We start from the raw sequence: 25,857 nt of genomic DNA on the forward strand, positions 1-25,857 counted from the left end.
TCTCACCTTTTGAGGGCTTGGAGATCATTCTCCAAGCCCTTTTTTTTACCTGCAAAACCCTCGGTACGGGGGCTATAGCTGAATCCTTTAATCAGCTGTTGCAGACGTGTGCTCCATGGATAGGTATAGTGCCGCCCCTCTTCGCAGGAGCGGTCGTCGGTAGCGAGATCCAACCCGTGCGAAACCCGAACTAATAACAAACCCGCGATATGAAGCCGGGACAAATACCGCTTGGCCTGTAGTGTTGTGCACAAACGGGTGTAACGGAATGTGTCTGCCTGGTCAGCATTTGCCAACACAAAAAACAGCGAGGAATACTCCATGCTCGAAGTCATTAACGACTTCCTCTCAGGGAAAGTACTGATCGTGCTCATTGTCGGGCTCGGTGGTTACTTCACGATCCGCTCGCGTTTCGTTCAATTGCGGCACTTCTTCCACATGTTCGCGGTGTTCCGCGACAGCCTCAAAAGCAGCGCTGGCCAACTCAGCTCGTTCCAGGCCCTGATGCTCAGCCTCGCCGGCCGTGTCGGTGCGGGCAACATTGCTGGCGTCGGCATTGCCGTGACCCTCGGCGGCCCAGGCGCAGTGTTCTGGATGTGGGTGACCGCGCTGGTCGGCATGTCCAGCAGCTTCTTCGAATGTTCCCTGGGCCAACTCTACAAGCGCTGCGACTCTGAGGGGCAGTACCGCGGCGGTCCGTCCTATTACATCCAGCACGGCCTGCAGAAACGCTGGCTGGGGATGATCATGGCGTTCCTGCTGCTGATCACCTTCGGCTTCGCCTTCAACGGCCTGCAAGCCCACGCCGTGACCCACTCGCTGAACAACGCCTTCGGCCTCGACACCACCTACACCGGTCTCGGCCTGGCGGTACTGCTGGGCCTGGTGTTCGTCGGCGGGATCAAGCGCATCGCGGCCATCGCCGACCTGCTGGTGCCGGTCAAGACCCTGGTCTACATCGCGGTGACCATCTACGTGATCGTGCTGCAGTTCGACCAGGTGCCGGGCATGCTGATGACCATCGTCAAGAGCGCCTTCGGCCTGGACCAGGCCTTCGGTGGCCTGGTGGGCAGCGCCATCATCATGGGGGTGAAACGCGGGGTGTTTGCCAACGAAGCCGGCCTGGGCAGTGCGCCCAACGTCGCTGCCGTGGCATCGGTCGAGCACCCGGTCGCGCAAGGCGTGGTCCAGGCGTTCAGCGTATTCCTCGACACCTTCATCATCTGCACCTGCACCGCGTTGCTGATCCTGCTGTCGGGTTTCTACACCCCGGGCTTCGAAGGTGACGGCATCGCCCTGACCCAGAACTCCCTGGCCGCAGTCGTCGGCGAGTGGGGCCGGATGTTCATCTCCGTGGCACTGGCGTTGTTCGTGTTCACCTCGATCCTCTACAACTACTACCTGGGCGAGAGCAACCTGCGCTACTTGATCGGCGAGAACCGCAAGGCGCTGATCGGCTATCGCGCCCTGGTGCTGGTGCTGATCTTCTGGGGCGCCATCGAGAACCTCAGCACGGTGTTCGCGTTCGCCGACATCACCATGACCATGCTCGCGTTCGTCAACCTGATCGCGCTGTTCCTGCTGTTCAAGGTCGGTATGCGCATCCTGCGCGACTACGATGACCAGCGTGCCGCCGGCATCAAGACCCCGGTGTTCGACTCCAGCAAGTTCCCCGACCTGGACCTGGACCTCAAGGCCTGGCCAGCCAACCCGCCCGCAGCGCCCCAGGCCCAGCCCCAGGCACAACTGCAAGGCGAGACCGCAGCGCAACGCTGATCGGTAAAAAACCGGGCGCATCCCCTGCGCCCGACGTGACACAAGGTACGACCGGGGTCATGCTCGGTCGTACGCCGTCATCGTTCTCGGAGAATGACCATGAACTCATCTACCTATCCCGCCGCCCAACACGTCATGGTGCTCTACACCGGTGGCACCATTGGCATGCAAGCCAGTGCCCACGGCCTGGCGCCGGCGTCCGGCTTTGAAACACGGATGCGCGACTACCTGCACAGCCAGCCCGAGCTGGTGCTGGCGCAGTGGCGGTTTCGCGAAATGGCGCCGCTGATCGACAGCGCCAACATGACCCCGGCCTACTGGCAGCGCCTGCGCGAGGCCGTAGTCGAGGCGGTCGAGATCGACGGCTGTGACAGCGTGCTGATCCTGCACGGTACCGACACCCTGGCCTACAGCGCAGCGGCCATGAGTTTCCAACTGCTGGGCCTGCACGCCCGCGTGGTGTTCACCGGCTCCATGCTGCCGGCCGGCGTGACCGACAGCGATGCCTGGGAAAACCTCAGCGGTGCCCTGGTCGCCCTCGGCCAGGGGCTGGCACCGGGCGTGCACCTGTACTTCCACGGCGAACTACTGGACCCGACCCGCTGCGCGAAAGTGCGCAGCTTCGGCCGGCACCCGTTCAAGCGCCTGGAGCGCCAGGGTGGCGCCGAAAAGGCTGCCGGCATACCGACGGCGCTTGGCTATAAACAGCCCAGACAACTGGCTAACGTCGCGGTACTCCCACTGTTTCCCGGCATCGGTGCCGAGATCCTCGATGGCTTGCTCAACAGCGGCATCCAGGGCCTGGTGCTCGAATGCTATGGCAGCGGCACGGGGCCCAGCGATAACCCAGGGTTTCTTGCCAGCCTGGAACGGGCGCGCGATAAAGGCGTAGTGGTCGTTGCGGTCACGCAGTGCCATGAAGGGGGTGTCGAGCTGGATGTGTACGAAGCCGGCAGCCGCTTGCGCGACGCCGGCGTACTCTCGGGTGGTGGCATGACCCGCGAGGCGGCATTCGGCAAGCTGCATGCGCTGCTGGGAGCCGGGCTACAAACCGCTGAAGTCCGGCGGCTGGTCGAATTCGACCTGTGTGGCGAACTCAGCTGACACACCGCCCACCCCAGAACTGTCCTGCCAGCGATAGCGTTGTTGCCTGACACCGCGCTTTCACTGGCAAGACAGCGTCTCCTACGTTCATCGCCAGGCACATAACTTGCTGCCTATTCCAGTACCCCATCGCTGGAATTGCCCATGCTGCACTCCCACCTCACCACGCTCAACGCCGTCTCGCTGGTGCTCAACACCTTCAAGGCCGAGGGACTTTCCAGCGATGCCTTGTTGGCCGGCAGCGGTATCAGTGCCGCGGACCTGAACCGGGCCGACACGCGCATCACCACCAACCAGGAGATGCAGGTCTGCGCCAATGCCGTCGCGCTCAAGCGTGACATCGGCCTGGAACTGGGCCGGCGAATGCACGTTTCCTGCTACGGCATCCTCGGTTACGCCCTGCTCACCAGTGCCACCTTAGGTGACGCATTGCGCCTGGCGATACGCTACCCGGCGCTTCTGGGAACACTCTTCGAGCTGAGCCTGGAGGACGATGGCGAGCGCGTCTGGTTCGTCGCGGCCGATTACCGCGAAAGCCCGACGATGGCGGTGTTCAATGCCGAGTTCTGCCTGGTCTCGCTGAAAGTCATCTGTGATGATCTGCTGGGCCATTCGCTGCCGTTGCGCGGGGTCCGCTTCGAGCATGCAGCACCGGACTATGAGGCGAGCTATGCCGAACACTTCAACTGCCCTCTGCATTTTGGCGCACGCGACACTGCGTTTGCCTTCGACAGGCACTGGTTGCAGCAAGTGCTGCCGCTGGCCGATGTCATCACCCACCAGGCCATGGCCGAACGCTGCCGCAAGCAGAACCTGGAATTCACGGGACGCCAGGCATGGCTGGGGCGCATCCGGCAATTGCTCAGCTCGCAATTGAACGCCGCGCCAGGGCTCGAAGGCCTGGCCGGGCAGATGAATTGCTCGGCGCGCACCCTGCGCCGCCACCTCAAGGACCTGGGCTGCAGCTATCAGGAATTGCTCGACGAATTGCGCTTCGAGCAGGCCAAGCAAATGCTCTGCGAAGACCAGCTACCGATCTACCGGATCGCCGAGGCATTGGGCTTCAGCGAAACCGCCAGCTTTCGCCATGCGTTCGTGCGCTGGAGCGGTGTCGCGCCGAGCCAGTTCAGGCCTTGAGGGATCAAGGGGCGAATTTCGGTCATCTTTTTTGGCCGTATCGATCCCCTTTTGGCCTTTCCTGCCGTTCTCTGAAACCCTGCGTGCCGCAAGACTGTGTTCAACCGAATCAGCCCTGCGGAGAACAACAACATGCTGACCATCTACTCGGACGATCACCACCTGCACCACGGCCGTTGCGAACTGATCGACGGGCAACTCAAGCCATGCTTTGAGATGCCGTCACGCGCCGACCATGTGCTGGCACGGGTGCAACAGCAGAACCTGGGGCCGGTCGAGACGCCCAAGGACTTCGGTCTTGAGCCGATCGCGCGCATCCACAGCCGCGACTACCTGGACTTCTTCAAAGGCGCCTGGGCGCGCTGGACCGAGTTCAACACCGACGGCGATTTGCTGCCCTACACCTGGCCCGCCCGCACCCTGCGCGCGATCAAGCCCACCAGCCTGCACGGCCAGCTCGGCTACTACAGCTTCGACGGCGGCGCACCGATCACCGCCGGCACCTGGCAAGCGGCCTACAGCGCTGCACAGGTTGCCCTGACCGCGCAGGCGGCGATCCAGGCCGGGGCTCATAGTGCCTTCGCCCTGTGCCGGCCACCGGGACACCACGCCGCTGGCGACTTGATGGGCGGTTACTGCTACCTCAACAACGCCGCCATCGCCGCCCAGGCGTTCCTCGACCAGGGCCACCAAAAGGTCGCGATCCTCGACGTCGACTACCACCACGGCAATGGCACCCAAGCGATTTTCTACCAACGCAACGACGTGCTGTTCACCTCGATCCACGGCCATCCAGAAGCCGAGTTTCCATTCTTTCTTGGCTACGAAGATGAACTGGGTGAAGGTGCGGGCGAAGGTTTCAACTTCAACTATCCATTAGCGGCCGGCAGCGGCTGGGACACCTGGAGCGCAGCGCTGGAACAGGCGTGCAAAGAGATCCAAAGCTACGGCGCCGACATCGTCGTCGTATCCCTGGGTGTCGACACCTTCAAGGACGACCCGATCTCGCAATTCAAGCTCGACAGCCCGGACTACCTGGCCATGGGCAAACGCATCGCCAGGCTCGGCGTACCGACCCTGTTCGTCATGGAGGGCGGTTACGCGGTCGAAGAAATCGGCATCAACGCGGTGAACGTTCTAGAAGGTTTTGAAAGCGCTTGAAGAGTCGGGCATCTGATAGCCGCCTCGCTCCACCGTTACCAGACCTGCGCTAGCGCAGGTTTTTTTTGCCCACAATATTTTTTTACCGCCAATGCCTCCCTACCCATCACTACTTTGCAACGGATTGCGCACCCAACATCCCACGGTGCCTTCTGCCCCCCGCAAGGACGTGACCATGACTGAGTCTTCCAGCCCCTCTGCTGTACCAGGCCTACCACCCGATCAAGATGCCCTGCTCACCCAATTGGTGGCCGGCCCCTCGATCAGGGAAGTCGCCACCCATGCCCTGCAACCCGCCTTGAAAACCCTGTACCCGCAACTGTCTATCGACCCACGGCTGGCGATGGTGGTAACGCCGACCTGGACCTTGCACAACCAAGCCGTCGCTCCTGGGCCGCGACATTTCGAATCGCTGACCGATGCCCTGGTACGCCATGGCGTCGCCGGTTCGCCGGTGGTCTACCTCGATGGCGAGCACTACCTCACCTTGCAACCCCAGGAGCGGACGCCGGCTCAGTTGCCCGTCAGTATTGACGCCATCGGGCAGTTGCTAAACGAGCTGGTGCCGTTGCTGTTTGTCGCGTTTCAAGAACAGCAGGTCGATTACTGGAACCAGTTCACCCGCGCCTCGGCCCCGCGTTGGCAAGAATTATCCAAATCCCTGCACGAGCTCTGGAACATCGATACCAACCCGAACTGGAGCAATGACCTCTGTGCGATGGCCCGCAACCTGTTCACCTACCCGCAAAAAAGCGCTCGCACGCTTCACGACCGCTATCGGTCGCGTGCATGTCTGGTCGACCTGGATTACCTGGACAAGGGTCTCTCGAACCACCTCAACATCCTCGACATGGCTGTACTCATTGGGACGGTGGGCACGCGCACGTTAATCCTCAGTCACTCCATCACCAGTGGCTTCAAGACATACGAATCCTTGCAGGCGCTAGGCGAGTCCTTGCAGGCATACGCCGATGAGTCGACAGCGGACAATACCTTGCAGTGGCGACTGATTGAGCCCGAGGGCAATTACTTCGACCATCTGGCGTGCAACCTGATTGCCCTGCAAGCCGACTCGATTGGCGAGTTGGCGAACGATACCGCAACCCACAACCCTGACCTGGCGCCCCACATCAGCCGTACGCAAAACGAACTCGACCCGACGGACAAACAGGCACCTTCGCGATTCAACCGAGTCGAGCAAGCGCTGCCGGACTGGATGGCCAACGCTTCTTCCAGCGATCTCACCGCTTACAGCCGTCACCTGATGGACCTGGCAACCATTCAGGAACAAGACCTCGGGCAGTCATTTCAGGATGGGATCAAGCCGATTCGTCAGTACGCCCTGGATCAGTTGCGCGAGGCCATGATCAAAGAGCATGCCGATGCCGCGCGACTGAACCTGGCTGATATCGAAATCGTGGTCGACAGCGTGGTGGTCTGGGGCAGCTTTATCCCGCTGGTAGAGCCTGAGCGCACCACCCTGAGCCTGGTCGACCTGGCGCTGCAAAACCTGATTGCCCTGCCGCTGGGCAACAAATCCGTGCGTAGCACCAGCGCCACAGCACTACCCACCTGGATGACGGTGAGTTACCTGGAGGCACTGATCGTCAGCGTCGACATCGGCAAGACCTACCCGGCACTGATCAAAAGCAAGTTGCTTGACGATCCGCTGGACAGCTTGCGGCGACAGAACCTGTTCACCAGTCACCTTCGCGTCGAACTGCCACTGCTGGCCTTGCAGCAAAAAATTCGCGCGCAGGCTGGTATCGACGAGTTGGGTTACCGCTACGTCGCCGCCGTGGTCCAGGTACTAGACGCCAATCGCTGGGTCGATGGCCAGGAGATCGTCATTCGCCCACTGGCTTTCAAACCCGGTTGGCGCATTGGCAACTCGACCGACAAAGTGGCCAACATGTTCGTGATCGGTCCTCGGCAGATGGATAAGGGCCCATGCCTGCTGTACCGCCCCATGCTCGATCGGCCCCTGAGCCAACACCCGACGCCAGCCAACCTGATTTATGCCATCAAGCATTCCCCGACATTGCGCCAATCGGTGCTCGCCTGGCTGCCGGACGGGGCGCGCGCCGATTACCGCAACTACGTATTCACCGGTGACCGGCCTTCGGTCTGGACCCTTTCACAACTCCTGGCCGATCCTCTGACCCCCTTGCAGATGGGCGGTACGCTTACCCTGGGTTCTGAGGTCCTCGCCAGCGATTCCCTGGCCACACTGTACAAGGCCAACGTCAACGCGCTGGTCGAGCTGGCGCAGCGACAATCGGTATCCAATGCGCAAAATCGCTGGGGCACCTTCAAACATGCAGCCTGGTTGATCCTTAACGCGGCACTGCCCTTTCTTGGCCGCACTGTCGGGACGGCCGCCTGGATCTGGCAGGTGCTGGATGACGTCGAACAAACCCTGGACGCCGCTGATACAGGCGACCGCGCACAACAAAAAACCGCCATGACCGACCTGTTGCTGACCCTGGCCATGGTCCTTGCCCACCACGCCAGCACACGCAAACCGACGGCCCGCAGAGTCGAGGAAAAGGTGCCGATAACCGAAGTAACCGAGAGCCCGGAAAAACCCGCAGTCACCCCTAAGGCCATTGTTCAACAGCCTGATGTGATCGGCGAACATCCTGCACAACACCGCACATCGGTTACGACCGACACCGTCCTGAATCTGGCCAGTACCCTGGATCGCTTCGCAATCACCCGCCCCGCGCAACTCACCCTGTCCAGCGGTGACAACGCTGCGCTTCGCGGCCTCTACCATCACGAGAACACGTACTACGCACTTGTGAGTGAACGCTGGTTCGAAGTGGCCATCGAGGGCCAGGGTGAGGTATCGATAATCGACTCTCGACAGAACCCGGTGCGCAGCGGTCCTGCGTTGATCCACAATGCGCGTGGCGAGTGGTTCATCGACATCCGCTTGCGCCTGCGTGGCGGCGGTTTGTCGAGTCGGCGCAAGGCACTGAAACAGCAAAACCGAGCGCGCGTCACCGAGCTCAAAAAACAACTCGGCGAATTTGATAACGAACGCGAACTGGCACGTGTCGAGCTGACGGATGCGCACAAAGCGATGACATCGCTCAGCGGTGACGCCCTGCTAGCGGCGAAAACGCAGTTTCTCGAGAAGCTCGAGCGTCGCACCCAGGAGTACACCCCCCCTATCGAACAGCTGAAATCGCTGAACCTGCTCGACGCAGTGCCCAACTACCGAACTGCCATGGTCGAGATGCTCGGCACCCAGCTGTTTTTTAACCAGACATGGCTTGATCAGCGTAATCCCACCTTCTCTCAGACTTTGAGGGAAACCCTGGTGTTGCTTGAGGCTGAAGAAACCACTGGCAGTGCTGCCGAGCGCGCAACCTACCGGAAAATGATTGACCTGACCGAGGAGATGATCGGAAAAATCGAGTTCGCTCAATCGCGTTTCCAGGAGTTGAGTCGACTGGGTCGAAGCGCTGCCGAGGTCACCAGCACCTATCAGACAAAATTGCCCAGGTTCAGCCTTAACGAGCTCAAGGCGCTGCAGGTCTCGCTGGCCCGCGAGGTCTGCCTGAAAGAGGCAACCAGCGCTGCGTTGATCGAAGTTCAACACTCATTCGAACGCCTGCTCGACACCACCAACCTGGTGATCCAGACCTCGCAGGAATTGATGCGGGAAGGAACTGCCTGGGTTGCAGGCGACCGTATCGAGGGCCTCAACGGGACGCTGGAGCAGTTTGCCGCCGTCGACCAGGGGTTCGAAGACTTCGCCCTCAACCACAAGGACGCGGTGCTGGAGCAACCGTTCAAACATCTACGGATGCGCATCAGCGAATTCCAGCAGACCACCGAGGCTCACCTGGCGCAGTTGCTGCGCGAGCAACTCCCGCTGGAGCCCCAGCCCGGCCCTTCAAGACCGGCGCCAGTGTCGCGCAAACGGGTAATCAAGACCCGCTTTCGGGGCACGGTCGTTGGCGAGGTCCGCCCCTCGGCACCGGGACAACCGATATTGCTGGACGTAAAGGCGCCCATGACCGGCGACGTGATTGCCACCTTCCACGAAAAAGCCCCCGGGGTCTGGGTTGAGCGGTTACAACCCAGGCGGCCTCGCCCGGCCGTACCACTAGCCGATCTCCAGGCGCAGATCACTCAAGGCCGGACGCTGCTTGATGGCGTGGAAAGCTTCATTCGACAAACCGAAGCGAGCGCGAAAAAACCAGGACGTATCCCGGTGGAAATCGAAGAACTGTTCCAGCACAAAGCCGACCTGCTCGACGAAGCTGCGAGGAACCTGGAGCAGGCCTGGGTCAGTGCCAACAGCACCGGCGAGCCTGCTCGCGAAATCGCCGAACTCAACCAGGCACGCGATCGACTGAACGCCGAGGGCTACCGGATACGGGTCGAGATGATCAAACAACAACCGCCCACAGCCGCCCGTGTCGAATGGCTACTCGCCAAGAATGAAATCGACATAGTTTCGGGTGGTGATCGACGCCGGCTCAAAGGCCCGCGCCGGGATTACTTGCAGGAGTATGAAATTCGCCAGCGCCACGGTGGGCAAACGCTGTGGTACGCACACTTTCACTACTCCAGCCAGGACGCGCCGCTCAATGCGTTTACCGCCGCCCACCTGAAACTGCGCGATCAGCGATTCCTGACCGCAGCATTGGACGTACACGCGGCCACCAGCGCCCAGATGATCGCCATCTATCGCAGCGAAATCAGCCCGCAACTGGCGCACTCGCTGTTCTTTTCGTAAGCCGCGGACGTCAAAAAGGAAAATGACGATGACTGAACATACTGAGAACACCGATACCCACGCCCTGCTGGAAAAAAGCCAGGTCGTTCATCAGACCAGCCGGGGCCCCACTGTCGATGAGGTTGCCGCCCGACTGCTGCGCCGGGCGCTGGAAGAGCTGTATCCGGAACGCAATATCGACCCCGACCAAACGCTGATCGGCACGCCTCAATGGCAGTCCGTCGACGGTACGCTCGTGGCCATGCCTACCCGGTTCGAATCACTGACCCAGGCACTGGTCCGGCAATTTTTCAGCTCGGCCACTGCCAACTATCTCGAAGGCGAGCACTTCCTGACATTAAATCCGCCAACCTCGCCCGTGGTGCACCTGGACCTCGGCATCGAAGCCATTGCCAGGTTGCTCAACGACTACGCCCCCTTGCTCTTCGTGGCCTTCGGCGAACACCAGCTGGCGTATTGGAACGAAGCCGGGCAACGGGCGCCGCACTGGCTGCAACTGTCCGATGCCTTGCGCAAGACCCTCGAGGTGCAACACCTCAAGGATTGGGATGACGAGCAGTGCCTGGTGGCCCGGGCCATATCGCTCCATCCGGACAAAAAGAAGCGTCAAGCCCACGACTCCGCGCTTTCGACTATCCGGGTATGCCTGATCGATATTGACTCGGTCGACGCCCAAGGCAATATCCGACATTTGATACTGGCCGGTGCCTGCGTGATCACTGGCCGTTATAAACAACGTGACCTGCTGATGATGTACACCGTTGAAAATGGTTATGAAACGTTCGACTCCCTGGAACAGTTGGGGGCTTCGTTACCGGAACGCGTGGAGACGCAACCGACCGGGCGCAACCTGAAGTGGCAGCTGTTCGAGCCCGAGGGTAATTTTTTCGATCATATGGCCTGGGCGCTGATCACCACCCAGCTCGATGCCATCGCCGCAATCAGCCACGAAAGCCTCACGGCCGAAACGCAGCAGAAATTCGATTCAATCGCTCTGGCGGAACACGCCAGCGCCCAGGAAAAAACGGCACTCATTGGCCTCGATAACTCAATACCCGATTGGCTGTTTGGTGCTTCGGCTGCCGATCTGGATCAGTACAGCCAATCCGTCAATGCGCTGGGAAAACTGTACAAACAGACTGACAAAAAACTGGTGCGGATTCTGCCCCTCACGACCTACGCCCAGAACCGCCTGCGCGACGCAATCATTGCCGATAAGAAACCCGCCGCCGGGTTGCCGCTGGACAGCCTCGAGATCACCGTCACCAACAGTTTCGAATCCGGCGGACTGACACTGCCCAATCCGCTCGACGTGCACACCGAAACACTCGGCGAGTACGCCTTGCAAAACAGCGCACCGTATCAGGCCACCCTGCGATTCAAACCGACACAGCCGCTCCCTGACTGGCTGAACGTTGCGTACCTGACGAAAATGGCGAGCAAGGTCGACGTCGGTGGGGCATACCCCAAACTGATCAAGGACAAGCTGATCGACGATCCGCTGCAGGCGCCCTTGCAGCAGCATTTTTACATCGACCAGATGCGTGCCCTGCTGCCGCTGATAGCGCTGGAGAGCAAGATCCGTCGCATCGGTGGTATCGATGAATTGGGTTGCCTTTACGTGCGCGAATGGCTCAAGCCAACCCCCGGTCGCCCGCAACCGGTGGTCACTCGCCCACTGACGTTCATCCAGTCCGGGCAAACCACAGGCGACACCGTTGCCAACATGTTCATCATCGCCCCGCGCGAGCCGGCAGCCGGGCCTTGCCTGCTCTACCGCCCATTGTTCGAACAGCCGTTGCTGCAGTTCCCTTCAGCGCAAAACCTGCTGTATGCCCTGCATCAACCGGGAGAGTTGAGGGATTCGGTGCTGGCGTGGCTGCCCGACTCGGATATCGCGTTCAAATACGCCCAGTACACATTCCCCGTCGGCTTGCCCAGTCCATGGCTGGCGGCGCAGTTGCTTTCCGAGCCCTGGACAACCGTGGACTGGACCGGGCCGGTCGAACTCGGGTCAGTGCAATTGAGCGGCGACATCTTCAAGGTCCTGTTCAAGACCCATGCCCTGGCCATGGCCGAACTCTCCGACCGCCAGTCGTTATCCAATGCACAACGACGTTGGGCCTTGCTGCGTGACAGCGGCTGGGCGGTGTTCAATGTTGCCGCGAATTTTCTCAGCGGTCCGGCGGGGGCTGCGGTCTGGGTCTGGCAAAGCATCAGTGAAATCGAACAGGTGCTGGACGCCCATCAGCGTGGTGATGCCTATGCGCAATGGAGCGCGGTTGCCGATATGCTGCTGAACCTGGGCATGATCCTGGCACATCACGCCGCCACACGTCGCAAGACCAACCCCCGAACGGCATCGGCACCGCAGGTTGACCACGACAGGTTACCCGAGACCAGCGTCACGCCGACGGTCAAACCGGCGGCCCCCACTGTGACCTTGGTTCCCACTCCCATGACCGGTGAACTTGCGTCCAGCCATTACTCCTCACTTGAAGCCAGCGGCTCAGTGCCCCACCGGTCGCCCTCGGCTCTGGCGGTTTTTCTGAGCGCCTTGAGCGTACCGCCCCCCGATCTCACCGCCCCAACCGTGGAAACCCTTCTGCGCGATACCGCGCGCCTGTATCGCCTGGATGCAAAGACCTATGCAAAGGTCGGCGAGCGCTGGTACCGCGTTATCGAAAATGACGACGAGCAGATCCAGATCGTTGATCCACAAACACCCTCGAAAACCGGACCTCTGTTGAGCCATACCCAACAAGGCCAGTGGTTCGTCGACACACGTTTGCGGTTGCGCGCAGGTGCTGGTGGTACCAGCCTGCGCAGCCAGCTCAAGGCACAACGCAAGGCCAAGGAACAACAGAAAAAACAACTGGGTGTCGAGCTGGAGAATTTCAAACGCCTGGAAGCGTCCAACAATGCCGCTTTAAAAAAGGCCCAGGCAGAGATGATCGGCGCCACCGGGCAAGCGTACGAACAGGCGACAGCGCGCTACCTCACTCACCTGGAAAAACTGATTGGTGACTACGAACAGGCCTTGAAAAACCTGGAGCAATGGCGCATCAACGGCGGAAGTGAAGGCTATTTCCAAGATTTACAGCGCATGACAGTCGAGCTGCAAAAGAACCTCTCCCTTTGGCTCGTAATCAAGCGCAACGACTATGCAACACTCACCCACATGCTGGCCCAGGACACTGCCATCGACTCAGACGCCTCATTGCAGCTACACGTTGAGAGTGTCAGACAAGCGTTGGCATTGAGTCAGGAAATGATCGCCCGTCTGCAAACTGCCCAAACGGCGCTGGAAAAAATCGCAGCGGTTGGTAGCGCCGGCATGATCGCCTCTCAAAGCCTGCGAAAACTGCTGCCGGTGTTCACCGCGTGGGATTTGAAGTCCAACGAAGTCGGCATGTCGCATGAGTTGTGCATGCGCAACACTGCCACCCAGAACGCTGAACCCGCTCGTGAAGCGGTGGGCCTGGTGATTATCGAGGCCGCAACCGCCACCCACCGGCATACGGCCTTGATCAGAACGCCGGATAGCGGTGCGACCAGCGCGCAGCGCATCGACACCCTGAGCAGGCTGATCGATATTTACGTCGATGCCGATCAGCGTCTTAAAGACTTCCCCGAAGAATACCCTGACAAAGTCGAGCCGACTGGGCTTGAACGGGTCAGCACATTGATCGGCGAGTTCAGGCAACTGGCGCAGGAACAACTCAATGCGCTATTGCCCGAGAGCGGGACGAGCGTCGTACCGGTCGCACCGGCACCCGCAGTTGCAGGCCCGTCCCGGCCTGCTGGCAAAGTCACCAAGAGCCGACCACGGGATCCCGTGCCCGCCAGACCCTCGCCATCCGGCGAGCCACTGCTCGAGGAAATGGTTCCCACCAGCAAAAGTCCTGCACCGATGTCGGAACTGGACGATATCGACATCATTGCCAATGCCCTGACCTTGAGTGAAGAAGTGCAGGGTTTTATTGATCGAACCCGCAAGAATGCCTTCAGACCTAACCGTATTCCCGCAGACATGCAGGATCTGTTCGATCACCAGGCCCGGCGCCTGGAACAAGCCGCGATCAATGTCGACCTTGCCCTGGCGCGCATCAACAAGGCAGGAGGAACCCGACTCCCTGTGGCTAACCTGAGCTCAGAGCTCAATGAGTCCGCCGCTCGTTTACGCACACAAGGCATCAGTATCCGCGCCAGCCTGCTCAAGGAGCGCCCGCCCCGGCAGGCCTATTTGCAGTGGCTGCTGGACAACAACCAGGTAAGGGTCGTGCGTAACCAACAAGGCCGAATCAGGACCAAAAAACGCCAGGACTACTTTCAGGAGTACCAGGTGCTCGACATGACTGACAACGACCAGCCGTTATGGCTTGTGCATTTTCACTACAACTCGCCTGACGCTCCTTTGGAGCAGTACACCGCGGCGCACCTGAAGATCGCCGACGAGAAGTTGAAGCAGTTCACTGCCGAACGTCGCAAAGCACTGACGTCCCTGGCGCCGATCGACTACGTGCTGCGGCGCATCAGTGATCCGTCGCTGTTCTTCAGTCTGCCAGACCAACCCTGATGCACGACCGCGGGCGGGCGGGTAATCCGCCCGCTTCAGCGAACCCGCCAAACTGGCCGCAATCGTTCCAGCGCCGCCTTGATCGAGGTCTCCGGTACTGCCGCAAATCCCAGCACCAACCCCGCACGTTGATCTATCGGGGTGGCGCAGGTCGGTAGCCAATAACTGCTCAAGCCGTTGATCTCGACGTCGACACTGCTCGCCAACTCGATCAGTTCACGCTCACGCGCCACGCTCTCGACAGGCACGGTCATGTGCAGTCCGGCGGCAATCGCAGGCAACTCGCCAACACCCGGGATATCCGCCGGCCAACCGCTAAGCAGAGTATTGCGCCGGCTCAGCGCCGCACGGCGCATGCGCCGGATATGCCGCTGGAAATGCCCGGCCGCCATGAACTCGGCCATCACTGCCTGGGTACTGACCTCAGAATGGCGAACGTCCACGGCACGCCGCCGGGAAAAGGCTTCAACCAGCCCCAATGGCAATACCAGGTATCCCAGGCGCAGTGCCGGGAATGCCACTTTGCCGAAAGTCCCGACGTACAACACCCGGCCACCGCGATCGAGTGCTGCCAATGGCGCCAGCGGTGCTCCGCTGTAACGGTACTCGCCATCGTAATCATCCTCGACAATCCAGCCTTGCGTACGCTCGGCCCAGGCCAGCAGTTCCAGACGCCGCGCCAGGCTCATCACCACACCGGTGGGGTACTGGTGTGATGGGGTGACGTAGGCCAGACGGCAATCGGTAACCCTGGCCAGCTCGGCGCAGTCGATGCCCTCGCTATCCACCGCCACCCCATGCAAACGCGCACCCGCCACCGCGAACGCATGACCCGCGGCGCGGTAACCCGGATTCTCGACCGCTACCCCATCGCCCGGCTCCACCAGCAACTGTGCACAAAGGCTAATCCCCTGTTGCGCGCCACTGGTGATCACAATTTGCTCAGCGCTGCACTGCATACCTCGCGAACTGCGCAGATAGGCGGCGATCAAGCCGCGCAAGCGCGCGTCACCCTCGGGGGCGCCGTAACACAGTTGCTGCAAGTCCGGCTTGCGCCAGAAAGCCGCATTCAGCTTGGCCCATACCTCGAACGGGAACAGGTCGAACGCTGGCACGCCGACCCGAAAAGCCCTCGGCGGGCCACTCGGTGGCGAGGGCAAATGATGCTTTTGCATCCGTTCCAAGGCAGCATTGTGGATAACTTTACTGGATAAAACTCCAGGTATTTCTGCCTGTTTTGTGGATAAACCTGTGGGTAAGCCTGTTGATAACCCTGTGGATGGATTTGTGGATAGTTTTTTTGCCGGCAACCCGTTTTGCGGCAATTGTGCGACGTAAGTGCCATCGCCGACCCGACCCTCGATGAAACCTTCGGCGTACAACTGGTCGTAGGCGCGCACCACGCTGTTGCGCGAAATCGCCAACGCTGCCGCCAGGTCGCGACTCGCCGGCAAACGTGTCCCGCTGGCCAGGCGACCGTCGAGTACGCGCATGCGCAAGGCCTGGTAGAGCTGGCGGCTCAAGCCCTGGCGTCGATCCAACTCGATGCCTGCGGGGTTGAACGACAAGGAAGGCGACACGTTCGTCATGGGTAATGGACCTATGAAATTAGCCGTTAATGGCTCTTACAACAGACCAATAGCCTGCCTAGGATGCTGGCATTCGCCAAGGAATTTTTCCATGTACACGCCCAGTGCCTTTACCGTCGAAGATTTGCCCGAACTGCAGCAACAAATGCTCGGCAGCCGCCTCGCACTGCTGGTCACCCATGGCGAGCAGGGCCTGCAAGCCAGCCATTTACCGTTGCTGCTGCAGGTCGACGAAGGTCCCCATGGCACCCTCTACGGCCACTTTGCCCGGGCCAATCGGCAGTGGCAGGAGCTCCAGGGCGGCGCCGAAGCGTTGGTGATCTTTGCTGGCGCCGACGCTTACGTGAGCCCCGGGTTTTATCCCAGCAAAGCCGAGCACGGCAAGGTCGTGCCGACCTGGAACTACATCGCCGTGCACGCCTACGGCACGGCCGAGGTGTTCACCGATACCGAGCGCCTGCGCCACCTGGTGGGCGCCCTGACCGAGCGCCATGAAAGCGCCCGCGCCCAGCCGTGGAAACTCGCCGACGCGCCCACCGATTACATCGACGGTATGCTCAAGGCTATCGTCGGCTTCGCCCTGCCCATCCAGCGCCTGGAAGGCAAGCGCAAGCTCAGCCAGAACCGCAGCACCACAGATATCGCCGGCGTACGTGAAGGGCTGGCTGCCAGCCCCGACCCGCATGACCAGGCACTCGCCCACTTGATGCCAAAGGAATGAACATGAGTCAGATCGAGATTCGCCGCGTCAGCGCCGACGACCACGCCGCCTGGCTGCCGTTGTGGCAGGCCTACCTGGGCTTCTACAACACCGAGCTGCCGGACACCGTCAGCCACAGCACCTGGCAGCGCATGCTCGACCCGAGCGAGCCGACCCATGCAGCGCTGGCCTGGGCTGACGGCAAGGCGATAGGCATGGTGAACTTCATCTACCACCGCTCGAACTGGAGCATCGAAAGCTCCTGCTACCTGCAAGACCTGTTTGTGGCAGCGCAAACCCGCGGCACTGGAGTCGGCCGTCAACTGATCGAATTCGTCTACAGTACCGCCAAGGCCGAGGGCTGCTGCAAGGTGCACTGGCTGACCCACGAAACCAATGCCACCGCGATCCAACTCTACGAGCGCATCGCCGAACGCCCTGGCTTCATCCAGTTTCGTAAAGCCCTTTAAGGTTCAAGGAGAACAACATGTCGACTTCACTTGCAGACTGGCAAGGCGCCCCGCCGCCCTCTGCGCAACGGCTCGAAGGGCGCTTCATCTGCCTGGAGAAACTTGACCCGGCGCGCCATGGCGAGGGTCTGTTCAAGGCCCTGCAAGGCCCCGGCGCCGACCCGAAACTCTGGGACTACCTGCCTTACGGCCCGTTCCCGGAGCGCAGCGTCTTCGATGCCTGGCTGAACAACCACGCCGCCCACAGCGACCCGTATTTTTTCACCGTCATCGATCGCGCCAGCGGCGACGTACAGGGAATGCTCAGCCTGATGTCGATCGTCCCGGCCCAGGGCCGCATCGAAATCGGCCACGTCACCTTTGGCGCACCGATGCAGCGCTCACCGAAAAGCACCGAGGCCGTGTACCTGCTGGCCAAGGAGGCATTTGCCCTGGGCTACCGCCGCCTGGAGTGGAAGTGCAACAACGCCAACGCCCGCTCCAAGTACGCCGCCGAGCGCCTGGGCTTCAGCTTTGAAGGGGTGTTTCGCCAGCACATGGTGGTCAAGGACCAGAACCGCGACACCGCGTGGTATTCGATCCTGGACTCGGAATGGCCGACGATTGGCGCGGGGTTCCAGAAGTGGTTGGCAGATGACAACCAGACGGACTCGGGGCAGGTGAAGACCCTGGTGGAGTGCCGCGCCTAAGTGCTTTGAGGGCAAAAGATCGCAGGCTGCGATCTTTTGCCCTAACTGCTTAAGCCAGTTTCTGCGCCAGCACCGCGATGTGCTCCGGGCCGATGCCGCAGCAGCCGCCCAGGTGACTGGCGCCACGCTGCTGCCAGTCGGCCGCCCAGTGCAGATAACCCGGCGGATCCAGGTCATCGCGCAGCGGGTCCAGGCCATCGTTGGCCGTGGCCTCTTTGGGTTGCGGCGGAAAAGCGTTGGCATATGCCCCGATATCAATGTCCACAGCCAACCGGGCGAAGGTTTGCCGTGCGGCGTCGATTGCCGCCCCGATCACTTCCGGTTGGCTGCAGTTGAACAGCAAGGTCTGGACCCCCAACTCGGCCGCCACCGCAGCAGCCTCGGCGACGAGCTCGCCGGAACGCAGGCGCGGCACGTCATCGGTGTCTTCGTCCTTGAGGGTAAAGGACAGCCAGAACGGTTTGCCATCCTTGGGCAACCCGGCGTGAATCGCCCGCGCTTCGGCGATCGAACTCTGGGTTTCAGCCAGCCACAGGTCGACATGGGGCGCCAGGCCCTTGACCAAAGGCGTGAGCAATTCGCTGGCTCGCGCAGCGTCGAACAGGTCCGGACGATAGGAACCGAACAGCGGCGGCAAGGAGCCCGCGACACGCACTGGTTTACCCGAAGCGTCCACTGCCCGGCGCGCCAACTCACCGGCCAAGGCGGCAAGCGCCTCACCTTCAGCCGCAAAACGCGCTTCGCCGATATGAAACGGCACCACTGCGTAACTGTTGCTGGTGATCACATTGGCACCGCTTTCGATATAAGCCGCATGCACCGCCTCGACCGCCTGCGGCGCTTCGCTCAGCGCCAGCGCCGACCACTCGGGCTGCCTGAATGGCGCTCCTCGGCGTTGCAGCTCACGGCCCATGCCGCCATCCAGAATCACTGTCCTTGCTACGCCCATATGCTTTTCACTCATATGCTTATGAAAATAACTCACTATCAGAGTCAGACTTATAACTATTTAATACGCACCATTCAGTTAATCACAACCTCTTTTTTGTTCAGGGATCGACCGTGAAATTTCAACCACTGCTGGCCCTGGGCCTAACGATTCTGGCTGCCTCCACCCAAGCGTTTGGCGGCGCAACCCTGGACCGGGTCGAGCAGAAAAAGGAGTTGGTAGGGGTGCTGATGGAGAGCTACCCGCCCTTCTCGTTCCTCAACGAACAGAACCAGCTCGATGGTTTCGACGTGGACGTGGCCAAGGCCGTTGCCGACAAGCTTGGGGTCAAGCTACGCCTGGAAACTCCGTCCTGGGACGTGATCGCCGCCGGGCGCTGGAGCGGTCGATACGACATCTGCATCTGCTCCATGACCCCGAGCAAGGCCCGCGCCGAAGTGTTCGACTTCCCGGTGCAGTACTACGCCTCGCCAGCGGTGATCGTGGTCAACGCCAAGGATGAGCGCATTCACGGGGCCAAGGATCTGAGCGACAAGAAGGTCGGCCTCACCAGCGCCTCCAGCTACGAAAGCTACCTGAACAAGAACCTGGTGATCGAAGGCGCCGAAGACACCCAGTTGCAGTACCCGTTCGAGAACGTGCAGATCGCCCCCTACGACACCGACAACGTGGCCTTCCAGGACCTCGGCCTGGGGGCCGGTGTGCGCCTGGATGCAATCCTCACCAACCTGGTCACCGCCCAGCCGCGCCTGACCCAGGACCAACGCTTCAAGCTCGCCGGCGAGCCGCTGTATTCGGAGCCCAACTCGGTGGCCATCGAGAAAGGCGATGCCCAGTGGGACGCCAAGGTGCGTGAGGTGTTCGCCCAACTGAAACAGGACGGCACCTTGAGCCAGCTGTCGCAGAAATGGATCGGCGCCGACATCAGCCAATGACTTCCTTCCCTCCTCCCCAGCCACCGCAACCGGTGGCTGAGTCGTTGCTCAAGCGCCTCTGCGGTTTTCGCACCCGCCTGTACCTGACCTGGGCGGCGATGTTCGGGTTGTTCGCCAGCTTCTTCCTGAGCTTCGACCTGAAGTTCTCGATCATCCTCGACAAGCTACCGAACCTGGTGGGCCTGCACCTGGCCCCCAATGGTTTCCTGCAAGGGGCCGCGCTGACCCTGTTCCTGTGCCTGTGCTCGATTGTTGCTTCATCGTTGCTGGGCTTCGTCACCGCGCTCGGGCGCCTGTCGAACAGCGCCGTGGCCTTCGGCATCGCCAGCTTTTACGCGTCGTTCTTTCGCGGCACACCGCTACTGATCCAGATCCTGCTGATCTACCTCGGCCTGCCACAACTGGGCATCGTCCCGGGCGCCATCGCCGCCGGCATCATTGCCCTATCGCTGAACTACGGCGCGTACCTGAGCGAGATCTTCCGCGCCGGCATCCTGGGTGTCCCCTACGGCCAACGTGAAGCCTCGCTCGCCCTGGGCATGCGCGAGAGCGTAATCTTCTGGCGCGTGACCCTGCCACAAGCCATGCGCACCATCATCCCGCCCACCACCAACCAGTTCATCTCGATGCTCAAGGATTCGTCGCTGATTTCGGTGATGGGGGTCTGGGAAGTGATGTTCCTGGCACAGTCCTACGGCCGCTCCAGCTACCGTTACATCGAAATGCTCAGCACCGCGGCGATCATCTACTGGCTGATGTCGATCGGCCTGGAGCTGATTCAGGCGCGCATGGAAAAACATTACGGCAAGGCTTACGCCAAGCGCGGTTGAGCCCAAGGCAGCAGGCGCGAGATAGCACATCCGCTCACTCGCGCCACCGTCGATCACATGCTGCCATGCTCAACTGATTGTGCGCTTAACCTTGACCACGCCCATCTGCAATCCAAATGGCCTCAGTACCGCATTCAACGACTTGAGGGTTTGATTGCCTTCTCCGTGTTCGATATGCACCAGCGTGCGCACCGAAATTTTACACATCCTGGCGAACTGACTCTGGTGCAGGCCGGTGACCTCAATCCGCAAACGGCGTACAGCTTCGCCCAGCTCCAGAGAGCCGTCGCCCAACCCCGCTTGAATGTTCTCGATCAATTGAGCCCTGACATCAATGGAAAGCGTCATTTGAGCCCCCAGTTTTTCAAACGTTGCTCAAGGTTTCTCAACGCAATACTTGGGTGGTTCATGGTGACGTCAGGCAAGCCGCTGGCGCTCAGAATGTCCGGTAGCGCCAGTAGATGGTCTGCATCCTGGCGCAAGCGCTCAAATGCATGCTGTGGGTCGGTGATACCCGACAACGCTTGGCATACCCCGCGCCAATCGATCTCTCCAGCCACTTCCAACGCTTTCGGCCATTTGCTGGTGCGCGTCACACCCTCTTCGTCCATCACCATGGGCGCCAAGTCATAGATCGGCGCCAGACGAACGGAAGCCGCCTCACGGATGATCGACGTGTTGCGCCCGTGGTTATCCGAGTTGCCGAGAATTTTATTGATCAGATCGCGCCGCAAATAGTCCGCGACCAGGTCCGGTATCTGCTCCGCCTGGCCAGCCTGTTTCCACAGATTTACCAGTAACTGAAGCACGTCCAGATGGCTCATGTAACTGCCTGGGATGGTTACTCCAGCCAGTGAATAGATTGATTCGACCGCCAGACGTTCGACGCCCTGCCTGGTGACGACTCGGTCAAAACGTTGCATCCACAAACTGGGCTTGCTTGCCTCCTCCAAGGCTAAGCCCTCTGCCGCAATGGTCTCGATCCCCAGAGCCTGCAAGGCCTGGTAGTAGTGAAATTCGCTCCTGAGAATATCCTGATCCGTGTGGCGTGCCTTGTTCCGGGCAAACTTCACAAACCAATGACGCACAGTGTTTTCGTCATCCAGCACAGCGTCCGGGTACAACAAACCCTCATGGTCTTCGGCCATCAGCAGTTTGGGGGCTTCTCCACCCGCCCCTGTCGCCCCACCTATCGCCGCGCCTTGCTCATATGCGTATTCAAGGAAGCTGTTATCACGGGCAATCACTTCCTCCCGACGGAACCCCATTGGTGGTCGGTTATCCAGCACTTCAGCCGACTCCTTGATGCGCATATTGCCAATTGGTGCTGGCGTGCTGCGACACAATAAAAACAAATCGGCACTTACCTCATCCGGCTTTTGCTGCCCCAAACGCTCCATCAGGAAGCGTTTGGCCGCACCGGCCGGGGCAATGTCATGCAAGAATGCCGGTGCCTTGTTCAACGACACACTGTCCCAATCCAGCGGCAACCTGGCGCTGACGGCTTGCGCAAAAGGTGACTGCATGAAATCGAAATTATCGACGATGTAATCCCGCTTGTAAGCGAACCGGCACGGGCCTTCGAAGCCTTTTTGCGGCTGCGCAAAAACCAGGGTCATGGCGTCTCGCCAATGTCCGGCTGTGTGGATCTGAAGGGTCAGGTTGTACATGATGGACCTGCAATTTAATGCATACAGAAAGCGTAGATTCGCTCATTGATTGCAATATAGTGCAGATATGCTCGGATCATCTATCAAAGAACGCATTAAAGTGCAGATCAAACGATAGATTACAAAATCCAAGTGCATTTAAATGCAAAAAAAAGGGGAGCATGTGCTCCCCCGAGGTAAAACGTTGCAGATGAAGGCGTTAAATCAGCCTTCGATCTCGATCAGGATTTCGCCCGGGTTGACCCGGTCGCCCTTGGCCACGTGAATGGCGGTGACCTTGCCGGCGATGGCCGATTGCACTTCGGTTTCCATCTTCATCGCTTCGGTGATCAGCACGGCCTGGCCGGCTTTCACAGTGTCGCCTTCCTTGACCAGCACATCGACGATGTTGCCCGGCATGGTGGTGCTGACGTGGCCCGGGGCCGTGGCTTGCTTGCGCTTGCTGCTGCCACCGCCGACAAATTCGTTGAGCGGTTCGAACACCACTTCTTCCGGCATGCCGTCGATGGACAGGTAGAAGTGACGCTTGCCTTCGGCCTTGACGCCCACCCCGGTGATATCGACGCGGTAGGTTTCGCCGTGCACATCGATGACGAATTCGGTCGGCACGCCTTCGCCACCCGCCGAGGTCACGCCGCCTGCTTCTGGAATCGGCAGCAGCACTTCCGGAGTCAGGGTGCCGGCTTCGCGCTCTTCGAGGAACTTGCGCCCGATGTCCGGGAACATGGCGTAGGTCAGCACGTCTTCTTCGGACTTGGCCAGCGCGCCGATTTCGCCACGCAGCTTGGTCATTTCCGGCTTCAACAGGTCGGCCGGACGAACGTCGATCACTTCCTCGCTGCCGATTGCCTGGCGACGCAGGTTCTCGTCGACGGCACCCGGCGCCTTGCCGTAACCGCCTTGCAGGTACAGCTTCACCTCGTTGGTGATGGTCTTGTAGCGCTCGCCGGCCAGCACGTTGAAGAACGCCTGGGTGCCAACGATCTGCGAAGTCGGGGTCACCAGCGGCGGGTAGCCGAGGTCATGGCGCACCCGCGGGATTTCCGCCAGCACTTCGCTCATGCGGTTCAGGGCGCCCTGCTCTTTCAACTGGTTGGCCAGGTTGGAAATCATCCCGCCCGGTACCTGGTTGACTTGCACGCGGGTATCGACCGCGGTGAACTCGCTTTCGAACTGGTGGTACTTCTTGCGCACGGCGTAGAAGTACAGGCCGATCTCTTGCAGCAGTTCCAGGTTCAGGCCGGTGTCGAACTCGCTGCCTTTAAGGGCGGCAACCATCGACTCGGTACCCGGGTGGCTGGTGCCCCAGGCGAAGCTGGAGATGGCGGTATCAATGTGCTCAGCACCGTTTTCGATGGCCTTGAGTTGGCACATCGCGGCCAGGCCGGCAGTGTCGTGGCTGTGAATGAACACGGGCAGCGACTGTTCGGCCTTGAGTGCCTTGACCAGTTCGCCGGTGGCGTACGGGGTCAACAGGCCGGCCATGTCCTTGATTGCCACCGAGTCGCAACCCATGGCTTCCATCTGCTTGGCCTGGGCCACGAACGCTTCGATGGTGTGCACCGGGCTGGTGGTGTAGGCGATGGTGCCCTGGGCGTGCTTGCCGGCAGCTTTCACCGCTTCGATGGCCACCCGCAGGTTACGCACGTCGTTCATCGCGTCGAAGATGCGGAACACGTCGATGCCGTTGACCGCGGCCTTGGCGACGAAGGCCTTGACCACGTCGTCGCTGTAATGGCGGTAGCCCAGCAGGTTCTGGCCGCGCAGGAGCATCTGCAGGCGAGTGTTAGGCAAGGCGGCGCGCAGTTTACGCAGGCGCTCCCACGGGTCTTCCTTGAGGAAACGTACGCAGGCATCGAAGGTGGCGCCGCCCCAGCATTCCAGCGACCAGTAGCCGACTTTGTCGAGCTTGTCGCAGATCGGCAGCATGTCTTCGGTGCGCATGCGGGTGGCGAGCAGCGACTGGTGGGCGTCGCGCAGGATGGTGTCGGTAACGTGGATCTTGGACATTGTTATATTCCTCACAGGCCTGCGTGGGCGGCGATGGCGGCGGCGATGGCCAGGGCCAGCTCTTCGGGTTTGCGCTTGATCGAGTAGTTGGTCAGTTCCGGGTGGCTTTCAACGAAGCTGGTATTGAACTGGCCGCTACGGAATTCCGGGTTGCGCAGGATTTCCTGATAGTACGCAGCGGTGGTCTTGACCCCCTGCAGGCGCATGTCGTCGAGGGCGCGCAAGCCACGGTCCATGGCCTCTTCCCAGGTCAAAGCCCAAACCACCAGTTTCAGGCACATCGAATCGTAGAACGGTGGAATGGTGTAGCCGGTGTAGATCGCCGTGTCGGTACGCACGCCAGGGCCGCCGGGGGCGTAGTAGCGAGTGATCTTGCCGAAGCTGGGCAGGAAGTTGTTCTTCGGGTCTTCAGCGTTGATGCGGAACTGCAACGCGAAACCACGGTGATGAATGTCTTCCTGTTTCACCGACAGTGGCAGGCCGGAAGCAATGCGGATCTGCTCACGGACAATGTCGATGCCGGTGATTTCCTCGGTGATGGTGTGTTCCACCTGCACTCGGGTGTTCATTTCCATGAAGTACACCTCGCCCTCGGCGAGCAGGAACTCCACGGTGCCGGCGTTTTCGTAGCCCACGGCCTTGGCTGCGCGCACCGACAGGTCGCCGATGTAGGCGCGCTGTTCCGGGGTCAGTTGTGGGCTGGGGGCGATTTCGATCAGCTTCTGGTTACGGCGCTGGATCGAGCAGTCGCGCTCGAACAGGTGCACCACGTTGCCAAAGCTGTCGCCGAGGATCTGCGCTTCGATGTGCTTGGGATTGACGATGCATTTTTCCAGGAACACTTCCGCCGAACCGAAGGCCTTGGTGGCCTCGGAAATGACGCGAGGGAAGTTCTGTTCGAGTTCTTCGCGGCTGTTGCAGCGACGAATACCACGGCCGCCACCACCGGAAGTGGCCTTGAGCATCACCGGGTAGCCGATGCGGTCGCCTTCGGTGAGGGCTTCTTCGATGCCCGCGACGTTGCCTTCGGTGCCTGGGGTTACTGGTACGCCCGCCTTGATCATGCTTCGGCGCGCTTCAGTCTTGTCGCCCATGCGGCGAATGACTTCTGCCGACGGGCCGATGAACTTGATCCCGCGTTCTGCGCAGATATCTGCCAGTTCGGCGTTTTCCGAGAGGAACCCATAACCTGGGTGCAACGCGTCGCAACCGGTTTCCACGGCCAGGTTCACCAGCTTGCGCGGGTTCAGGTAACCGGCCAATGGCTCGGCTCCGATGCTGTGGGCCTCATCGGCGCGCTTCACATGCAAGGCATGACGGTCGGCGTCGGAATAAATGGCAACCGAGCGAATGCCCATCTCGGCGCAAGCACGTACGATTCGTACGGCAATTTCACCACGGTTGGCGATCAGGATCTTTGTTATCACTTGGAGTTTCCCTTGAGCCGGTTGCTACCCACGACCCGCTAGACCGGGTCGGCGAGTGACTAAATGTTTCAAGCC

Annotated in this window: 18 protein-coding genes; 11 read left to right on the forward strand and 7 right to left on the reverse strand. The window is 60.5% G+C overall.

The window, feature by feature from the left end:
* Positions 1-2: 2 nt before the first annotated feature.
* Positions 3-335, reverse strand: coding sequence for a hypothetical protein (locus PspS04_RS27040; RefSeq protein ID WP_159998607.1), 333 nt, complete (start codon positions 333-335; stop codon positions 3-5).
* Here PspS04_RS27040 and PspS04_RS27045 point away from each other — a divergent pair.
* The 6 genes from PspS04_RS27045 (at position 322) to PspS04_RS27070 (ending at position 14,513) form a co-directional block, all read left to right on the forward strand.
* On the forward strand, positions 322-1,776 hold the full coding sequence (locus tag PspS04_RS27045) for an alanine/glycine:cation symporter family protein (protein ID WP_159998609.1): 1,455 nt from the start codon (positions 322-324) through the stop codon (positions 1,774-1,776). The genes PspS04_RS27040 and PspS04_RS27045 overlap by 14 nt on opposite strands.
* Positions 1,777-1,875: 99 nt before the next feature.
* The gene (locus PspS04_RS27050) at positions 1,876-2,880 is read left to right on the forward strand and encodes an asparaginase (protein ID WP_159998611.1); all 1,005 of its coding nucleotides are present in this window, start codon (positions 1,876-1,878) and stop codon (positions 2,878-2,880) included.
* A gap of 144 nt (positions 2,881-3,024) precedes the next feature.
* Entirely contained in the window at positions 3,025-4,017 is a 993-nt protein-coding gene (locus tag PspS04_RS27055) for an AraC family transcriptional regulator (protein WP_095164958.1), read from the forward strand.
* Between the two features lie 132 nt (positions 4,018-4,149).
* Positions 4,150-5,178, forward strand: coding sequence for a histone deacetylase family protein (locus PspS04_RS27060; protein ID WP_159998613.1), 1,029 nt, complete (start codon positions 4,150-4,152; stop codon positions 5,176-5,178).
* A 175-nt stretch (positions 5,179-5,353) separates the two neighbouring features.
* Positions 5,354-9,934 carry a DUF6543 domain-containing protein gene (locus PspS04_RS27065; protein WP_159998615.1) on the forward strand — a complete coding sequence of 1,527 codons (4,581 nt, stop codon included), beginning with the start codon at positions 5,354-5,356 and terminating at the stop codon, positions 9,932-9,934.
* A gap of 28 nt (positions 9,935-9,962) precedes the next feature.
* On the forward strand, positions 9,963-14,513 hold the full coding sequence (locus PspS04_RS27070; protein WP_159998617.1) for a dermonecrotic toxin domain-containing protein: 4,551 nt from the start codon (positions 9,963-9,965) through the stop codon (positions 14,511-14,513).
* Between the two features lie 35 nt (positions 14,514-14,548).
* Here the strand turns inward: PspS04_RS27070 and pdxR are convergent, their stop codons facing one another.
* Entirely contained in the window at positions 14,549-16,102 is a 1,554-nt protein-coding gene (pdxR, locus tag PspS04_RS27075) for a MocR-like pyridoxine biosynthesis transcription factor PdxR (protein ID WP_159998619.1), read from the reverse strand.
* A 91-nt stretch (positions 16,103-16,193) separates the two neighbouring features.
* Between pdxR and PspS04_RS27080 the strand changes: the two genes are divergently transcribed.
* The 3 genes from PspS04_RS27080 to PspS04_RS27090 are packed head-to-tail and all read left to right on the forward strand — an operon-like array spanning position 16,194 to position 17,961.
* The gene (locus PspS04_RS27080) at positions 16,194-16,823 is read left to right on the forward strand and encodes an FMN-binding negative transcriptional regulator (protein ID WP_159998621.1); all 630 of its coding nucleotides are present in this window, start codon (positions 16,194-16,196) and stop codon (positions 16,821-16,823) included.
* A 2-nt stretch (positions 16,824-16,825) separates the two neighbouring features.
* Positions 16,826-17,272, forward strand: coding sequence for a GNAT family N-acetyltransferase (locus PspS04_RS27085; RefSeq protein WP_159998623.1), 447 nt, complete (start codon positions 16,826-16,828; stop codon positions 17,270-17,272).
* A 17-nt stretch (positions 17,273-17,289) separates the two neighbouring features.
* Positions 17,290-17,961, forward strand: a complete 672-nt coding sequence (locus PspS04_RS27090; RefSeq protein ID WP_159998625.1) for a GNAT family N-acetyltransferase — start codon at positions 17,290-17,292, stop codon at positions 17,959-17,961.
* A gap of 49 nt (positions 17,962-18,010) precedes the next feature.
* Here PspS04_RS27090 and PspS04_RS27095 read toward each other — a convergent pair whose 3' ends face one another.
* Complete coding sequence (locus PspS04_RS27095) at positions 18,011-18,910, reverse strand: homocysteine S-methyltransferase family protein (protein ID WP_159998936.1); 900 nt, start codon at positions 18,908-18,910, stop codon at positions 18,011-18,013.
* 113 nt (positions 18,911-19,023) lie between these two features.
* Between PspS04_RS27095 and PspS04_RS27100 the strand changes: the two genes are divergently transcribed.
* Both PspS04_RS27100 and PspS04_RS27105 read left to right on the forward strand, forming a co-directional pair.
* Entirely contained in the window at positions 19,024-19,845 is an 822-nt protein-coding gene (locus tag PspS04_RS27100) for an ABC transporter substrate-binding protein (RefSeq protein WP_095164976.1), read from the forward strand.
* Positions 19,842-20,675 carry an amino acid ABC transporter permease gene (locus PspS04_RS27105; RefSeq protein ID WP_159998627.1) on the forward strand — a complete coding sequence of 278 codons (834 nt, stop codon included), beginning with the start codon at positions 19,842-19,844 and terminating at the stop codon, positions 20,673-20,675. The genes PspS04_RS27100 and PspS04_RS27105 overlap by 4 nt, the downstream gene beginning before the upstream one ends.
* Positions 20,676-20,744: 69 nt before the next feature.
* Here the strand turns inward: PspS04_RS27105 and PspS04_RS27110 are convergent, their stop codons facing one another.
* The 4 genes from PspS04_RS27110 to PspS04_RS27125 all read right to left on the reverse strand — a co-directional run bounded on the left by PspS04_RS27110 (position 20,745) and on the right by PspS04_RS27125 (position 25,782).
* Complete coding sequence (locus PspS04_RS27110) at positions 20,745-21,023, reverse strand: helix-turn-helix domain-containing protein (protein WP_159998629.1); 279 nt, start codon at positions 21,021-21,023, stop codon at positions 20,745-20,747.
* Positions 21,020-22,345: a type II toxin-antitoxin system HipA family toxin gene (locus tag PspS04_RS27115; protein ID WP_159998631.1), complete on the reverse strand. Its 1,326-nt coding sequence runs from the start codon at positions 22,343-22,345 to the stop codon at positions 21,020-21,022. The genes PspS04_RS27110 and PspS04_RS27115 overlap by 4 nt, the downstream gene beginning before the upstream one ends.
* 204 nt (positions 22,346-22,549) lie before the next feature.
* The gene (gene oadA, locus PspS04_RS27120) at positions 22,550-24,355 is read right to left on the reverse strand and encodes a sodium-extruding oxaloacetate decarboxylase subunit alpha (RefSeq protein ID WP_095164980.1); all 1,806 of its coding nucleotides are present in this window, start codon (positions 24,353-24,355) and stop codon (positions 22,550-22,552) included.
* Between the two features lie 11 nt (positions 24,356-24,366).
* Entirely contained in the window at positions 24,367-25,782 is a 1,416-nt protein-coding gene (locus tag PspS04_RS27125; RefSeq protein ID WP_095164982.1) for an acetyl-CoA carboxylase biotin carboxylase subunit, read from the reverse strand.
* Positions 25,783-25,857: the final 75 nt, after the last annotated feature.

It is taken from the genome of Pseudomonas sp. S04, from assembly GCF_009834545.1.
GTDB lineage: Bacteria > Pseudomonadota > Gammaproteobacteria > Pseudomonadales > Pseudomonadaceae > Aquipseudomonas.

What these genes read in the sequence shown, in the direction of transcription:
- PspS04_RS27085 (WP_159998623.1), top strand. Translation starts at nt 16,826, where the DNA reads ATGAGTCAGATCGAGATTCGCCGCGTCAGCGCCGACGACCACGCCGCC.
- PspS04_RS27045 (WP_159998609.1), top strand. Translation starts at nt 322, where the DNA reads ATGCTCGAAGTCATTAACGACTTCCTCTCAGGGAAAGTACTGATCGTG.
- oadA (WP_095164980.1), bottom strand. Translation starts at nt 24,355, where the DNA reads ATGTCCAAGATCCACGTTACCGACACCATCCTGCGCGACGCCCACCAG.
- PspS04_RS27050 (WP_159998611.1), top strand. Translation starts at nt 1,876, where the DNA reads ATGAACTCATCTACCTATCCCGCCGCCCAACACGTCATGGTGCTCTAC.
- PspS04_RS27070 (WP_159998617.1), top strand. Translation starts at nt 9,963, where the DNA reads ATGACTGAACATACTGAGAACACCGATACCCACGCCCTGCTGGAAAAA.
- pdxR (WP_159998619.1), bottom strand. Translation starts at nt 16,102, where the DNA reads ATGACGAACGTGTCGCCTTCCTTGTCGTTCAACCCCGCAGGCATCGAG.
- PspS04_RS27040 (WP_159998607.1), bottom strand. Translation starts at nt 335, where the DNA reads ATGACTTCGAGCATGGAGTATTCCTCGCTGTTTTTTGTGTTGGCAAAT.
- PspS04_RS27080 (WP_159998621.1), top strand. Translation starts at nt 16,194, where the DNA reads ATGTACACGCCCAGTGCCTTTACCGTCGAAGATTTGCCCGAACTGCAG.
- PspS04_RS27115 (WP_159998631.1), bottom strand. Translation starts at nt 22,345, where the DNA reads ATGTACAACCTGACCCTTCAGATCCACACAGCCGGACATTGGCGAGAC.
- PspS04_RS27060 (WP_159998613.1), top strand. Translation starts at nt 4,150, where the DNA reads ATGCTGACCATCTACTCGGACGATCACCACCTGCACCACGGCCGTTGC.
- PspS04_RS27095 (WP_159998936.1), bottom strand. Translation starts at nt 18,910, where the DNA reads ATGGGCGTAGCAAGGACAGTGATTCTGGATGGCGGCATGGGCCGTGAG.
- PspS04_RS27055 (WP_095164958.1), top strand. Translation starts at nt 3,025, where the DNA reads ATGCTGCACTCCCACCTCACCACGCTCAACGCCGTCTCGCTGGTGCTC.
- PspS04_RS27090 (WP_159998625.1), top strand. Translation starts at nt 17,290, where the DNA reads ATGTCGACTTCACTTGCAGACTGGCAAGGCGCCCCGCCGCCCTCTGCG.
- PspS04_RS27065 (WP_159998615.1), top strand. Translation starts at nt 5,354, where the DNA reads ATGACTGAGTCTTCCAGCCCCTCTGCTGTACCAGGCCTACCACCCGAT.
- PspS04_RS27105 (WP_159998627.1), top strand. Translation starts at nt 19,842, where the DNA reads ATGACTTCCTTCCCTCCTCCCCAGCCACCGCAACCGGTGGCTGAGTCG.
- PspS04_RS27110 (WP_159998629.1), bottom strand. Translation starts at nt 21,023, where the DNA reads ATGACGCTTTCCATTGATGTCAGGGCTCAATTGATCGAGAACATTCAA.